The 15,780-nt window shown below is 48.4% G+C and carries 6 protein-coding genes; all 6 read right to left on the reverse strand.

Going from position 1 to position 15,780, the window contains the following annotated elements:
* Positions 1-43: 43 nt before the first annotated feature.
* The gene (sbnA, locus tag ACUUHJ_RS17045) at positions 44-1,012 is read right to left on the reverse strand and encodes a 2,3-diaminopropionate biosynthesis protein SbnA (RefSeq protein WP_472299450.1); all 969 of its coding nucleotides are present in this window, start codon (positions 1,010-1,012) and stop codon (positions 44-46) included.
* A 65-nt stretch (positions 1,013-1,077) separates the two neighbouring features.
* Positions 1,078-1,314 (reverse strand): phosphopantetheine-binding protein, encoded by a 237-nt coding sequence (locus ACUUHJ_RS17050; RefSeq protein ID WP_472299451.1) that lies wholly within the window; start codon positions 1,312-1,314, stop codon positions 1,078-1,080.
* Positions 1,315-1,339: 25 nt separating this feature from the next.
* Positions 1,340-2,383: a BtrH N-terminal domain-containing protein gene (locus tag ACUUHJ_RS17055; protein ID WP_472299452.1), complete on the reverse strand. Its 1,044-nt coding sequence runs from the start codon at positions 2,381-2,383 to the stop codon at positions 1,340-1,342.
* Between the two features lie 43 nt (positions 2,384-2,426).
* A complete protein-coding gene (edeG, locus tag ACUUHJ_RS17060; RefSeq protein WP_472299453.1) occupies positions 2,427-5,795 on the reverse strand; it encodes an edeine polyketide synthase EdeG in 3,369 nt (1,122 codons plus the stop codon).
* A gap of 41 nt (positions 5,796-5,836) precedes the next feature.
* Positions 5,837-7,105 carry an ACP S-malonyltransferase gene (gene fabD / locus ACUUHJ_RS17065; RefSeq protein ID WP_472299454.1) on the reverse strand — a complete coding sequence of 423 codons (1,269 nt, stop codon included), beginning with the start codon at positions 7,103-7,105 and terminating at the stop codon, positions 5,837-5,839.
* 16 nt (positions 7,106-7,121) lie between these two features.
* Positions 7,122-15,779 (reverse strand): edeine biosynthesis hybrid PKS-NRPS EdeI, encoded by an 8,658-nt coding sequence (gene edeI, locus ACUUHJ_RS17070; protein WP_472299455.1) that lies wholly within the window; start codon positions 15,777-15,779, stop codon positions 7,122-7,124.
* Between the last annotated feature and the right edge of the window lies 1 nt (position 15,780).

A 15,780-nucleotide genomic window follows, 5' to 3' on the forward strand; every position in this document is an offset into this window, starting at 1 on the left:
TACATCCCACCCTGCTTATCGTAGTAGATTTATTGGACACTGCTTAATTGCCAACGAAAGAATGCTTTTGCTGATGCAACCACTGGACCCATTCCTGGTTGTATACGGTATTGACATATGGCATACCACCGTCTGGACATAAAAAGACGACATTAGGCTTGACTGCATACTTTTGATCTTTGAAATAGTTTTTAATCGCCCAGTAAGATGTCCCAGAAGATCCTCCGGCAAAAATGCCATGCTCAGTATAAAGCTGATAGCAAGCCTCGACTGTGTCCTCCTCCGAAACATGAACGACCTCATCAATGATCGCGCCCTTGAGTATGTCAGGTCGCATGCTTGATCCAATTCCCGGGATGTATCGTTTTTGTGGCTCTTGTCCGAAAATCACGGATCCTGCCGTATCGACCGCAATGATTTTTATGTTCGGATATCGTTCTTTCAATCGCTGCGAGATTCCAGTTATCGTGCCGCCAGAGCTGACGCCGATAAACACATAATCCAACGTCTCGAAGCTGTCTGCGATCTCGGCTCCCAGTCCGAAGTAATGGGCGCGAGCGCTATCCGGATTTCCATACTGGTTGGTCCAAAAGGAGTTCTTCGTCTCATTGAGTAGGCGATTGACCGTTTGGATGCGCGTTAGAAGAAATCCCCCTGTCTCGTCACGGTCCGTTACTTTTACGACCTCATGAGAAAATACCCTGAGCAAATTCTCATAGACAGGATTAATATTGGGGTCAATGACTGGAATAAATTTAATTCCGATTTGCTTGCATAAAGTCGCTAAAGCGATAGCAAAATTTCCCGAAGATGACTCGATTACCGTAGTTTCTTGCGTAATCTCTCCTCTTTTGATTGCCTCCTGTAATATATAAAAGGCGGGCCTCACTTTTACACTTCCCATGAGGTTGTTGTACTCCAGCTTGCAAAACAGATTGATGTGCTCATGCTCAAGTTTGATTAAAGGCGTATTGCCAATCATGTGACTAATGGCCATCATTTTCGTTAGCATGGTGAGCCCTCTCTCCCGTTTTTTCCCGTCTTCGTCCGATCGATTGAATATATCTCGGCCCTTGATCAGGCAGTCTTTGCATCCATTTTTTGCTGAATGTAACCTGCCAATGTTTTCATATCTTGAAAGTTTTCCAAGTGGAGCATGTCATCATCAAATTCAATACCAAACTCTTTTTCAACCTTTACGACCGACTTGATAAAGGTCAATGAATCAATGTACTCCGTAAGTTCTCCGCTTTCGTTCACGTACTCAGAAAACAACTGTAGGAGCGTCTCGTATACTTCGGTTTCCTTTTCCATAGGAGTACCTCCATGTGCTAGATACTTACACAACAACGCCAACTCGTTCCAGTACTTCTCTTGTGCTTGTGACCGCCTCAAATTCCTGCGTTTTTATGCTGCTGATTTTTTGCAGAACGCGATGAACCATGTCACTGCGATTACTATCAAAAGCCTTTAAAATCATATTGGTCGTAATTTTCCATTGATGTCCGATACTACGATACTGCTCGGCAAGATCTGCAAAGCTTTCGTACTTCTCACTGATCACCTGCAGCACGTTGGCATACATCGCTCGTGTTTGCGCCATGCTGATCAAGCTGTGGTTAAGGATATCGAGATGATCATCAGTAATCTCCACTCCACTAGCGAGAAAAGCCTCTACGTCTTTGAGAAAAGGATCAAGCGATTTCAGCCCTACCTCGATGCTGACATCGTCGGGTACATCCAATTCCCGCTTGATTTGATTGATGTCGCAACGACCCTCAAGTACGCTGAGATTGCTCCTGACCGCTTCCAGCAACTGATCGTGCGTCGGATGCAGGGAATCTGAAAGTACCAATTCAAATGAACGATTGTGGAGTGGATACCATTCACCTGTACCTGCATCCCGATAGGAAGAGTTGCTCGCTAGTAAGAATTGCTCGATGGGCAACAGACCTTTATAGCGGTAGTAATCATCGACGATCAGCAGCTGGTTACCTTCTCTTCCTGTGACAATGATGCTATGCATTTCAGGCAGGTCCTGATAATAAGGGTTATACGGGAGTTCTGCCATATTGCAGAGGACGATTGTCGGAATGTCCCGTTCCAAACGTTTTTGAATATTTGCCAAAAACAGGTCGTTTTCTGGTTCAGCCTGTCCTTCTACGCGGAGATTGTGAATCCACGTCAGCTCTGCGACTGTTCTCATGTATTGACCGTTTACATCTCCATAAGGAGAATCTTGCGTTTTAAGATAGATGGCACCGCACTGCTTCCAAGCTGTTTCCAAAGCGGAAAAGTTCAAGTATTTCAGAACCGTGTAGATAGAAGCGCCGATGCAATCCAGGTTCGGATGCTTGCTCGGTTGAATCTCGGTGAGTGACATGAGCACTCTCCTTCCTGTCTATCGTAATGGTAAACACATGCGACTATCGGATATCCGAATCACGTTCTCGCAAGGCAAATACTTGTTGCAGAAATTGACTAGTGAGTGACTTCAACTTGTCGACAGCAGCTTCCACATCGGATCGCTTCAACATTTTTTCTTTGTATAAGCTAAGGGCATAACGATTCACCGCGTTATTGGATGTCTGCAAAATCTCCTCCGCCAGTTCGCGTACAGACTGATCCGCCTGTGGAATGTACCAGTCCAATAATGTTTCCATCCACAGTTCTTTCCCGCCTAATTGAACGTAGAGCTCGTTTAGATTGGCTTCATGAAAATAGGTGTCTGGCTGCTCCGTAAGTGACAGCAACAGCGTAAGCTCACGGCCAACTTGCTGTTTAGTCTCGACCGCTTTTAGTAATCGCAGCAACTCCTCATCCGCGCTCGCACGCAAGCTTGCCTCGTCATCTGTAACCCGATCGAGCACCATGATCAGTCGGGAATGCGGATCTACATTTGCATAAATCTCCTCAAGCGTTTGGTACGTTGTGGAAAACTTATCGTATTGGATTCGCTGTGCTTGCCCGCGAGTCAAATGATTGTGATTGATGATCGTATAGACCTGCTTTTCATGGTCATAGCCAGTGATGACGGTGAGATGATCGGTATGTTCCTTCTGGTATTGAGGTGTGTAAAAGGTGTAGTACTCGTCAAACGCAACCATTACGGGCTTGCCATGATCCAGTTGGCGAATGATCGACTCATGCAATTCATCCAGATGTGTGACAGGCACGAGCTTGACCCGATAGCCAAATTTATAAAGCATCTCCTCATCCGACAAATATCCCATAACCTCAGCATGTTCCCGATACGAATAGGGGTACCCCTCAGCATCAAGCTGATAGCCGCGCTTCAACCCGAGAAAAAGCTTAAAATAAGGGATCAGATGGGCATCCTGCTCCTCCATTAATAAAGCGAGACCGCGATCATAACAATTCCATTGACGCCAGGATAAATGACTGACATCGGCATACGAGCTGCGTTTGATTTGCGTACCCTGCCTTGATTTTGCGTTTCGTTGTTGAATAGCTTGGACTGTAGTAGCAGCTGCCTCTGCTTTCGCAACCTGTTCTTCTACATGCCCAGCCGCATCAAGAAAGGCAGCAAAATCGGAAATCGTCAAATGGGTAAGCAGGTCTTGTACTTCTACTTCTCGGTTCATCCGCTTGGAGATTTCGCTGATCATTTTAATCGCAATGATCGAGTCCCCGCCCAGCTCGTAAAAATTGTCGTGTACATCTACTTCTTCAAGCCCCAGAACATATCCCCAAATGTGAGCCAGCTCTTGCTCTAAAATGGTGTAGGTATCATGTTTTCTCCCACGTACTACCACGTTTGGTAGCTTCGCTTCTCCAGATTTTTGCGGTGCGACCTTGTCTTTTTCTCTCCCGGCATCCTTGTCAAGAGAAGGAAGAGAAGAGATGTCCAGCCAACAACGCTTACGCTCAAACGGATAAACAGGGAGGTGCACGCGGCGCGGCTTTTTAAACGTATACATGGCACTCCAGCGTACATCTGCCCCGCTCACATACAATTCGCCAAGCTCTTTCAGATCAGATAACTCTTTGCTTTGTGCCAACAAAAGCTTTTGCAAAAGAGCATTAGCCGCCTTATTCATCGCTTGTTGTTCGGCTTCGGTCAGTATTCCAGGCTCTCTATCCGCTTTTTCCTGGGAGATAAGCTTGTGCCAGCCAAAGAAAATATCTGGTTCAGAAAGTGTTGTCCAGTCGCTTGCGCACAACTTGGAGATTTTTGCGGCAAAATCGTCCATGTCCCTGCAAATCAGTAGCAATCGGTAGCCGTAGTGACTACGCCCCGTATTTGCCGTAAAGCTGAGACTTTCCAATGTCGGCAGTTCCTCCACTGGCTTGCTGGTCCACTTCTGAAAGCGGAGCAACAGGTTGAGCAAGCTCTCCTTGCTTTTAGCGGATAATGCAATAGCCTGAGTCCCTTCTTCTTGCTTGGGAGGTGGCATGAATCCCGGTGCTTCCTCTACTACGAGGTGCACATTCGTTCCACTCATCCCAAACGAACTGATTCCAGCCCGTCGCACGCTTTTCTCTGGTTCCCACTCTGTCAATGTGTCATGGATGTAAATGGGAGATTGTTCAAAAGGAATCATCCGATTCGCGCGCTGAAAGTGCAAATGCGGAGGTATCTGTTTTTGTTTCAGAGACAGGATCACTTTGAAAAGACCAGCAATCCCCGCTACGTGGTCGGTGTGACCGATGTTCGTCTTTACAGAGCCGATCCCGCAAAATTGGCGCCGATTTGTGTATGGGCGAAACGCTCTCTCCAGCCCGTCCATCTCCATAGGATCACCCAGCTTGGTACCTATGCTGTGCACCTCGATATAGGAAAGGGTTTCGGGATCAATTTGCGCGTCTTTCCATGCCTGCTGGATCACTTCAGCTTGAGCCAGTGAATTTGGCGCCGTAAGCCCGAACGAATGGCCGTCTTGATTGGCGGCGCTTCCCTTGATCACCGCATAAATCGAATCCCCGTCTGCAAGAGCCTTTGCCAACGGTTTCAGCAAAACGGCGCCAACGCCTTCACCGACACCCGAACCGTCTGAATCATTGTCAAAAGGACGAGTACGACCAGATTGCGATAAAATTCCCAAATCATTGCTTCCATCTTGTAAAGACAGCAAGATGAGCTTGACACCGCCGGCCAGCGCCATTTCACATTCTCCTCGACGAATCGCTTGGCATGCCAGATGAACAGCCATCAGCGACGAGGAGCAGGATGTATCTACAAGCATGCTCGGACCTTTGAGATCCAACAGGTAGGAGACGCGAGAAGCAATCACCGATTTCATATTGCCAATGATTGAGGTGGACAACGCTTCTGGTTCCAGCTCTCGAATCATTCGTCTATACTCTTCACCAAAGTCACTGCTAAATCCCAGATATACACCTGTACGGCTGCCCGCGAGCATTGTTCCACCATATCCTGCGTCCTCAATCGCCTCCCAGCATGTCAGCAAAAATAAGCGCTGGTTCGGGTCCATCTGGCTGGCTTCCTTAGGAGAAAGACCGAAGAGCTGCGGATCGAATTTATCAATTTCATTCAGGTAGGCAGCCTCTCGAAATTGAATTTGCTCCATCGTCAACCCTTTGGCGAGTAACAATGGAATCAAATCGTTTTGGCGCTCCTTGGGAAGCTCTCGCACGCAATCTTGACCAGCTTGCAACAGACGCCAAAAGTCTGCCGGGTTTTCTGCGCTTCCGAATCGGCAAGCAGCACCAATCACCGCAATATCGTGTTGATTGGCTTTGCTATCAGTTGAATGAGCATCCGTCTGCTGTTTATTCAGTTTGACTCGGTTCAATCCTAATGGCTTGCTCACTGCATTCTTCCTCCTTGGGTCCTCTGCTTACCTGGTTCGGCTTAGCTTGCTTGCCATTCGTTGCTGATCTCGGGAAATCGCTGTAGCAGGTCTGGTTTGCTGGTCAGCTGTTCAAAGCGCATGGTTTGTTCCGCGTCAGGAGCTTTTTTTGTTTGCAAGATCAAACGAAGCAGAGAAAAAGCTTCGCGTACATCCCCATAGCCCCCCTCTTTTTCCCCTTGTTCCAGCTGTTGCCTCAGTTGTTGAAGAGCTTGGTAGGGCGTAATCACCCCTTGCTGGTAGGCTTCTTCATCGAGACCGCGGTTTTTCGTGCAAACGGCAATCGCAATGCAAGAATCGACGAATTGGGCAATTGCTGCTTGATTCCGCGTTTTAGCATCTTGAAGCTCTTGCTGATAACGATCGATCTCCCCCTGCTTGTCAAAGGCAAAGGCGCGAAGCGGATATTTTTTGGCCAAATTTGTCAGCACACTTTTTGGTCCGAGCTCAATTACAGTATTCGCTCCCTGTTTTACCAAGTAATCCATCGTAGCTTGCCAGCGAACAGGGCTGGTTGTCTGGGCTGTGAGCAAATCGACAAGCTGATTAGCATGGACATATGGTTGTGCTGTCACATTGGAAATGACAGGCCATTTGGGATCGCAGTACGTGTACCGCTTCAGTTCTTCATTTAATTGTTCGGCTGCTTGCACCATGAGAGGCGAATGGAAAGGCGCACTCACCTTGAGGGTGACAACGGAAGTAGAGCCTTGCTGCTTGCACGCTTCCTCTACTTGCCGCACCGCATGCGCATGTCCGGAGATGACGATCTGATCAGCGGAGTTATGGTTGGCGACCACAACGATCGCACCGTCACGAGAATGTTCCCGACAAATCTCCTCGACAAGTTGAGCATCCAACCCGAAGATTGCTGACATGGCTCCGACACCCTGCGGCGTAGCTGCCTGCATGAACTGACCTCGTCGATAGACAAGGCGGACGGCATCTGCAAACTGGATGGCACCGGCACAAGTCAGGGCCGTAAACTCGCCCAGACTGTGACCCGCCACCCACTTCGGTTCGATGTCCATTTCCTGTGAATAAACGCGGAAGGCTGCGACACTTGTTGTCAGGATTGCTGGCTGTGCGTGCTCTGTTTTGGTCAATTCTTGTACATCTCCTGCAAAACAAAGTGTTTGCAGGTTAAATCCAAGCGCATCACTTGCTTCTTCAAATGTGCGGGCCGCAATGGGATGGGCCTCACATAATGCTTGGCCCATTCCAACATATTGTGAACCTTGTCCCGGGAATAAGAGTGCGATTTTGTCCATGTTTGATCACCCTTCTCTATGTCATGTATTCATTCACTAGCATCTTGAGCAATTGCTGGTAATCCTGAGTCATCTCCGTGACTTTTTCTGCACGGAGGCATTTAGGGTCAAACGCACACACGATATCAATCACGTTGTTTCCTTCCTTGATCCAGAAGGCAAGCTCATGTTCATGGTGTGTAAACGATGCATCTGTAAACGCTTTGACACCGCCAAATAATGGAATAATTGTTCCGTCGTTGCGTTCTGTCCGCAATTTTTCAAGCCACAACGAGGCGTCTCCCGTCCATTTCTCGATGAACTGTCGTTTCTGCTGCACCTGCTTGAATAGATCGAAGAAGGTATTGACCTCTGACATGTTCACCCGGAATGGATAGACATTCATCTGCAGCTCCCTGGCGACAGCCACTTCCATATAAAGATCCTGCTGTCCTGTCAATTCCGCCATGAGGTACAGGTACATCGAAAGGAGAACGTCTCGTACCTCAACTGCTTCCACTTGACTTACCTGCTGAACATTTTCAAACAGATCATCAGTAAGTGAGAATTGGACCCAGTCTGTGTCCACATTCGCTTCTCCACTAGCCCAGTACTCAGGCGACAACTCGATCAGCGAGACACGATCCAGCTCCTTCAACCAATAGGTAGCCGCATCAGATTCCCCTTGTTCATCTGCCAGGTCTAAAGCGGTATTCTTCAAAAAGTTGGTCAGGCTAGACAGCGTAGGATGAGCGAACAAATCGGCAATTCGAACCCGTCCAGAGTAAAGCTGTTCAAGCTTGGCATGAACTTGTACCAGTAAAAGCGAATTACCGCCTATTTGGAAGAAGTGATCCTGCATACCGACCGTTTCACGTTTAAGTACGTCCTGCCAGATGCCCGCCACCTGTTCTTCCAGTCTGGTAGCCGGGGCTTGATATTCGATATGCTTGTCTTGGAGAGAATCAGGCTCTGGCAATGATTTGCGATCCAACTTTCCGTTTGGTGTCAGCGGCCACATATTCATATGCGTATAGAAATGTGGAATCATGTAATCGGGTAAACTTTTGGTTAGCATCGCACGCAATTCATCACTGTCCAACGTTCGCTTCGCTATATAATAGGCAGCCAGGTAAGGATTGCTGGCGGTATCTCGCACACTGACCACTGCTTCCGTGATATCCGGATGCTGAGAAAGGGCAGTTTCAATCTCACCCAATTCGATGCGATAACCGCGCACTTTGCACTGAAAGTCAGATCGTCCCACGTATTCAATACGCCCGTCTGGCAGCCATCTCGCGAGATCACCTGTTTTGTACATGCGTTGACCAGGTTGAAACGGATTAGGAATATAGCGCTCAGCCGTCAGTGTTGGCTGGCCAAAGTACCCTCTCGTTACCCCATCTCCTGCAATATAAAGATCGCCATTGATCTTCATCGGCTGCACTTGGAGATGCTCATCGAGGATGTAGACTTGTGTATTGGGCAACGGTGCTCCAATCGTTACTTCCTCTGCTTCAGTCAAGTCCTGCACCGTAGACCAAATCGTTGTTTCAGTCGGACCGTACAGATTGTAAAGTCTTGCCTTCGTTTGTGTGCGAAGCCTTTGGAACAACGACTTTGAAAGGGCCTCTCCTCCAATCAGGATCGCTTTCAGGCTGTCAAGTGCATGCAAGTTGCTCTTCTCTTCCAGCATGAGCTGCAGCCGGGATGGAGTCAGTTGAAGGAATGTGATTTCTTCCTGCAAAATCAACTCCTTGAGCACCTGCGGGTCTGCTTGCTGCTGCTCAGTTGCAATGACTACAGTCATCCCTTTCGTCAGCGGCACAATCGTTTCAAGCAGAAAAATATCAAACGAAATCGTTGTCACAGCCAGCATTTTGTCTGCGCTGGCAAAATCGATGTGTTCTCCGATCCCTGAGCAGAAGCTCATCAAATTGCCGTGCTCAACCATGACGCCTTTAGGCTTGCCTGTAGAACCCGATGTGTAAATGACATAGGCGAGATCACGGGGTGTAGCCTGTGGCGGAAGATTGGAGTCGTCTTCCGTCTCTATCCGGGAATCGTTTACGTCCACCCGGACAACACTTCCCCACTGCTTCTCTGCCAGAGAATCGTGGGTTAACACGAGGGGAGTCATGCTGTTTTCCAAAACATAGGAGATGCGTTCTTCTGGATAGTGCGGATCAATCGGAACAAACGCAGCCCCCGCTTTCAAGATCGCCATGAGCCCGATCATCATTTCCACGGAGCGATTCGTCAGAAGGCCCACGCAAGTATCAGCAGTGACACCGTGTTGCTTTATCAAACGGGCAACTTGATTTGCTCGCTTATTTAATTCCGCATAAGTAACTTTCTCATCTCCGCATGATACAGCTAACGCGTTCGGCTGTTTTTCCGCGACTTCTTCAAAGAGCTGGACGACCGTTTTTTCACGAGAGTATTCCAAACTCGTGTCATTCCAATGCTCAATCAGCAGCATGCGTTCTTCTGCCGCCAGCATGGACATCTTGCCGATCAACTGTTCAGGATTCTCCACCATTTGCTCCAGAATCTTCTGGAAGTGTGTGGACATTGACGCAATTGTCTCTTTGCTGAATAGCTTGTTGCTGTATTCGATATCGACAATCAGGCGCTGTTCTCGTTCAATGATGTCAAAGGTCAGATCAAACTGGGCAGAGCGCTGTTCAAAAGGATAAGGTGAAAGCGTCAGCCCATTTGCACTCATGCTTCCCTTCGCGTCGCCGGTATTTTGCAAAATGAACATCACATCAAACAATGGGTTGCGCGCTGTATCTTTGGGCAGCGTCAGACGATCCACCAGCATTTCGAACGGATAGTCGGCATGAGAGAGCGCCGCCAGTGCCCGTTCTTTTACTTCCTGAAGGAAATCTGCAACGGTTCGACCACTTCGCGGGAAATTTCTCATCGCCAGTGTGTTCAGAAAGACACCCACGATGTTTTCCAGGTCTGCATGATGACGGCCAGCCACTGGCGATCCGATGATAATGTCTTCTTCGCCAGCGTATTTCGACAACATAATGCTGAGCGCTCCCAGCAACGTCATGTACAAGGTTGCCCCATTGTTTTTTGCCAGTCCTAGTACCTTCTCTGTCATCTCTTGAGGAATCTCAAAGGTTAGGACATCTCCCTCAAAGCTCTGGACAGACGGTCGAGGGTAGTCCGTAGGCAGATTAAGCACAGGAAGTTCTCCATCCAATTCTCCCTGCCAGAATTTCTCCTGAGCGGCCAATACCCCATTGCCAAGCTGTTCGGTTTGCCACACGCTGTAGTCTTTATATTGAATTCGCAGCTCGGGCAACTCGAGTCCCTGATACAACTGGAAGAACTCGCGGATCAAAATGTTAATGGATACACCATCGGAAATAATGTGATGCATGTCGAACAGCAACAAGTGTTTATTGACACCCATGCGAATGAGCATCCCGCGAACAAGCGGCGCTTTTGACAAGTCAAACGGTTGGATGAATTGTTCGACCGTTCTCTTGGCCTCGTTCTCGTCGACTTCACTATACGCCAACGTAAAATCTACGCTCGGGTGAACGGTTTGCATTAAAGCTCCATCCACGATGGAAAACGAGGTGCGCAACGACTCATGACGCTGCACCAGCGAGACAAATGCACGTTCGAAAGCCTCTCTGTCCAGCTCTCCTTCAAGCATCATGACTGTAGGGATGTTGTAGGCGACTGCCCCTTCCTGCATTTGTTCCAGCACATAAATTCTCTGCTGAGACGAGGTGGCGGGGTAAGCTTCCCGATACTCCGCTACAGGAATCGCTGACACGGCTGTTTCTTCATTCGGAGCCATCAACACAGCCAATTGACGGATCGTTGGTGTCTGAAACAGGTTGGTGATCGTTATCTCTTTTTGCATCTGCTTGGAGACACGGGAAACGATACCGATTGCCAAAAGAGAATCGCCACCCAGTCTGAAGAAGTCGTCGTCGATGCTCAATTCGGTGTAACCCAGCACATCAGACCAAATCTGACCTAAGGCAAGCTCCAGCGAAGTGTAGTGATCGCCTTCCTCCCTGCCAGACAAAACAACACGGTTTTGCATGGTCGCTTCTGTAGGTACTTCGCGTTCTTTACGAGACTTTTCGCTTGCAAATATCGAATCTCCGAGCTTTACTTTCAGAGACGGTGCCCATTCCTTCAGCACTTGCAAATCAAACTGTCCAATGATCAGGTGCTCAGTTTCGCAAGACAACGAAGCAGCGAAGGCTTGGATTGCGCCATCCATCGGCATGTATCCGATAAAACCAGGACCTGTTATCCCTTCAAACGCATACCAGTTCAAAGCTATCGTTGGTCTTCCTGTTCGACTGCGAGCTGCACTATAGGCATCCAAGAAGCAGTTGGACGAGACATAGTCACTTCCAGTCGCCCCACCCCAAATCGAAGCAAGTGATGAGAAGATCACAAAGAAATCCAAATGCTCCGGTTCAGCTATCTGATCGAGTATGACCGTGCCCGCCATCTTCGCTTTCAAACCATTTTGAAAATCGGAAAACTTCTTCTTCTGAATCGTCTCGAAGGTGATATGCGCCGCGGATTGGATAATGCCGTTGATCGGTCCATAACGAGCACGGACTTTCTCGGAAATATCTTCCATCTGCTGACGGTCCGACACGTCGGCTGCGTAGCAGACTACCTGCGCTCCCATTTCCTCTAGCTCCAGTAGGGCTTTCAGCTTTCGTGCCTCAGCAGCACTGCAGTCTGGATGCTGTAAACGCGCTTGCCACTCGTGGTTAGGTGGAAGTGGCGAACGATTAATCAGCACGAGCGTCACATTTTTTTGAGCGGCCAGATGCTTACTAAATGCCAGGCCCAGTTTTCCGGTACCACCGGCAATCAAATAAACGCCATTTTCACGTATCTCTACGGGCCGTTTCGGAACTTTATCGATATCGCAGCGATTCATTTCAGGTACGATGCGATTTTCTCTATAGGCAACCAATGTGTCATCCCGATTGCAGCGAATTTCCGCTAGAAGCTGGCCTGCCAACTGCGATGTTGAACGCCCCTCTGTTGCGAGATCCAGGCTAAAGCACTGCATTTTTGGATTTTCCTGCGAAATCACCTTGGCTAGACCGAACAAGGGAGCTTTTTCTGGAAAAACAGGTCCGTTGTCATCTACTGCTTGTGCATAGTTCGAAACGATCCGTAAATCAAGCACCTGCTTCAAATCCAGCTCAAGCAACGCTTGTGTCAAATGATACAGACTATAAACTCCCGGATGTTGCGCAGACTCAAGAGCTTCAAGCTGTCTAAGATCATTTGGCTGTTGAGAGCCTGGGGTCAAGCTCCATAAATGGATAATTCCTGTAAGTTTTTCCTTTTTATCCCCGAGGCTCTCAAACACACGCCGCAGATCTGCCGGCTGGCTAGGGTCTAGGATAAACTCGTGGGAAGAAACGACGGCAAAAGCCTCACCGCTGCGAAGTCTGAACACTTCATGTCCGTCCGATGACATCGCGTCAGCCAAGGTTTCTCCTACACCGCCTTCATCTTGAAGTACGAGCCATATCCCGGGACGCTGGGTCTGCTGATTGGTTGTCAGCTCTTTCGTTTGCCAATGGATCTGGTAGAGCCACTCCCGATACTCTTGTGGCGTATATGCTGAATGTCCGATCAATAACGCCGAATCAGATAGATCACCCATCGCTGTTGACGACGGATAAATGGCAACCGATTGGTAGTTCGTATCTCGAAGCGCCTTTTCCCAACGTAAGGGATCCATCAGTCTGGTTTGCGGTCGCAGCTCGGTGTCTTCGTGCTGCCACCAGTCTGCGGCAAGCCCCCCGATCACATTTGCCGTTAAGCGATTTTTCACGAGCTCGATTGCAAACAGCACGCCTTGCTCTGCAAGCAACTGATGCACAATCGATAAGGATGCCCGAACATCCTTCGTCCTGTGTATAGCGTTATTCGCGATAATCACATCGTAAGTATGCAGATCAAAGCCTTGTTCGGCTGGGGGCTGCTCCATGTTGAACAGGCGGAACTGCACAAACGGGTATACTTCTTGGAACTCTTTTTCTGCCTCTGCGAGAGACGCTTGCTCACCGTCCGTAAACAGATAGGTGACATCTTGTTTCTCAATCTTCGGCAGCAATAAGCGAGTAAGACTGCTGGAACCGCCTCCGAGCTCCAGAATTCGAACGGGACGGCTAAACGAATGGATGTATTGAGCTATTGTTTCCACTGCCATAAGTCCAGCAGGGTTTCCAAGAGTAATGCGATCCGCATACGACTTATATAAGTCCGAAGTACCGTCGTTCGTCACGAGTACGTCCTGCCCCGTCATGCTCGTTGAGTAATGGGCAAAACACGCTTTCAATTGAGAGAACGTATCATGCTCAATTGGATAGCGATCCAGACAATCCTGATAAAACGCTTCCGCATCAAGACCCTCTGCATGTGCAGTTAGACGGTATGTTCCTTCAACGTGTTCAACCAGGGAGGCTTTAACGACAAGTTCAAGCATGAGTTGGAAGAAGTGTTCATTTCTTCCATCAAACCTTACAGCTTCACGCAATTTTTCCAGCGAATACGCTTGAGTCAGCTTGTGGAAAACGCCTAGTTGCTTGAAGCATTCTAGCGATAACAAGCCGGAATAAAAAGTTTCGTCCTCTTCCAAACCCGTTTGCTTTTGGACATTCACCTGAGTCAGTAACATTTCCCCAAAAGTAAAGAAGGTGGAAGCAATTTTATGCACATCAGCAGTTTCGTCCTCATGAGCCGCTACAGATGCTACAGCATCGGATCGTTCAACCGTGTTGTTTGCGGGTTGATCCGTTTGCACCCAGTGACGGGTTTTGGCAAAGCTATAGGTTGGTAAAGGTACCTTTTTCCATTTGATTGGACGGTAGTATTCAAGCCAATTGATCGGCACTCCTCGTACGTACTGTTTTGCCATTTCTACAGGGTCAGAGCTGTCTATTTGCATGCTGATCGGCGATGAACTTTCCCCACGGGAATTCAGTACGCCGTAGAACACCTGGTTCCCATCAACGAGAGGAGCACCGTCCTCCATCCGTTCTCCCGTGCACAGGCGATGGATCTTCTGCAAAAAATCCTCTTTGTTGTTGATAACGAAGGCAAGGCGATACCGATAGTGTCCGCGCCCCATATTGGCAGTAGCGCACATATCCAAAAGGGAGTGCTCAGAAGGTCCTGATAAAAATCTTTGGTATTTCTCGAGCAAATCCCAGAGCGACTCACTTGTTTTGGCAGATAACGTAATGAGGTAATTGCCAGATTCTGAACCGGCTGTCGCCTCGCGCCCAGGAGGCTCTTCCAAGATGACGTGGGCGTTTGTCCCACTCAGGCCGAATGCACTTATCCCGGCTCTCCTCACAGGTTGGTCCGCCTCTACATCCCAAGCCTTTAACACATCATTTATATAAACAGGCGAATCAATAAAAGGAATTAAGGTATTCGGCCGTTTCACATGCAGCGTCGGCGGAATCTGGCGATGCTTCATCATCAGAACCGTTTTAATGATCCCAGCCACACCTGATGCCGCTATCGTGTGCCCGATATTACTTTTAACCGAGCCTATTGCGCAAAATTGCTTGCGTTTTGAAACTTTCTGAAAGGCATGCATGATCCCCTCAATCTCGACAGGGTCGCCTAATCTAGTCCCGGTCCCATGTGCCTCAATATAGGAGATGCTCTCCGGATTGATTCGCGCCCGCTCCCATGTTGTTCGCAACAAAGCAGACTGAGAAATCGCATTGGGCGCTGTAATGCTGGTAGAACGGCCATCACAATTGACCGCTGTGCTTTTGATCACGGCATGGATATAGTCATTGTCTCTAACTGCTTGATCGTATGACTTCAAAAGAACAGCCCCAAGACCTTCTCCCCACACGGTTCCATCAGCAAAGTCATCAAAAGCTTTGGTTTTGCGATCTACAGAAACAATGCCAAAGTCCGTATCTTGTTGAATCGGAAACAGGGAAAGGTTAACTCCACCTACGAGAGCCATTCGACAATCGTTATTTCCAATGGCCTGACATGCTTGGTGCAGAGCGACCAAGGAGGAAGAGCAAGATGTATTAATCAGTTGGCTCGGACCTGATAAATTCAGCAAATAGGAAATCCGGGAAGCGATAATTGCTGCAACGTTGCCAGCCAGCGAGGACGAATCAACGTTTTTCAGCACACGCTGGTATTGTGATTCATTGTCACAATATCCCAGAAATACGCCGGTAGGAGAACCGCTGATCATCTTCTCGCTATACCCGGCATGTTCAAATGTTTCCCAAGCCAACTCGAGAAACATCCGTTGATAAGGATCCATGGTTCGAGCTTCAGCAGGTGAGATCTCGAAAAACGCATGATCAAATAAATCCACGTGATCGAGGTAACCCATCCGCTCATACTTAAAATCTGTGTCGTTAAAAAATTCTCTCGCGACCCTCTCGACATCTGGACGCCTTGCAGCCGGGATATCACTGATTGAATCGTGCCCCTGTTTCAAATTGTTCCAGTATTCTTCGAGGCTATTGGCTCCAGGAAAACGACAAGCCATACCGATGATCGCGATATCTTGGCGCGTATTTACATTGGCAGAGGACAGTTCTTTTAGCAAAGGAAGTGCTTCCTTTTCATGTAGTCGATGAGCTGCCACTTGCTCCAAGATGTATTTTTTTAGCAAACTCATC

The organism is Brevibacillus schisleri (genome assembly GCF_055685845.1).

Excerpts from the sequence above, each read along its gene's own strand:
- sbnA (WP_472299450.1), bottom strand. The coding sequence starts at position 1,012 with ATGCTAACGAAAATGATGGCCATTAGTCACATGATTGGCAATACGCCT.
- ACUUHJ_RS17050 (WP_472299451.1), bottom strand. The coding sequence starts at position 1,314 with ATGGAAAAGGAAACCGAAGTATACGAGACGCTCCTACAGTTGTTTTCT.
- ACUUHJ_RS17055 (WP_472299452.1), bottom strand. The coding sequence starts at position 2,383 with ATGTCACTCACCGAGATTCAACCGAGCAAGCATCCGAACCTGGATTGC.
- fabD (WP_472299454.1), bottom strand. The coding sequence starts at position 7,105 with ATGGACAAAATCGCACTCTTATTCCCGGGACAAGGTTCACAATATGTT.
- edeI (WP_472299455.1), bottom strand. The coding sequence starts at position 15,779 with ATGAGTTTGCTAAAAAAATACATCTTGGAGCAAGTGGCAGCTCATCGA.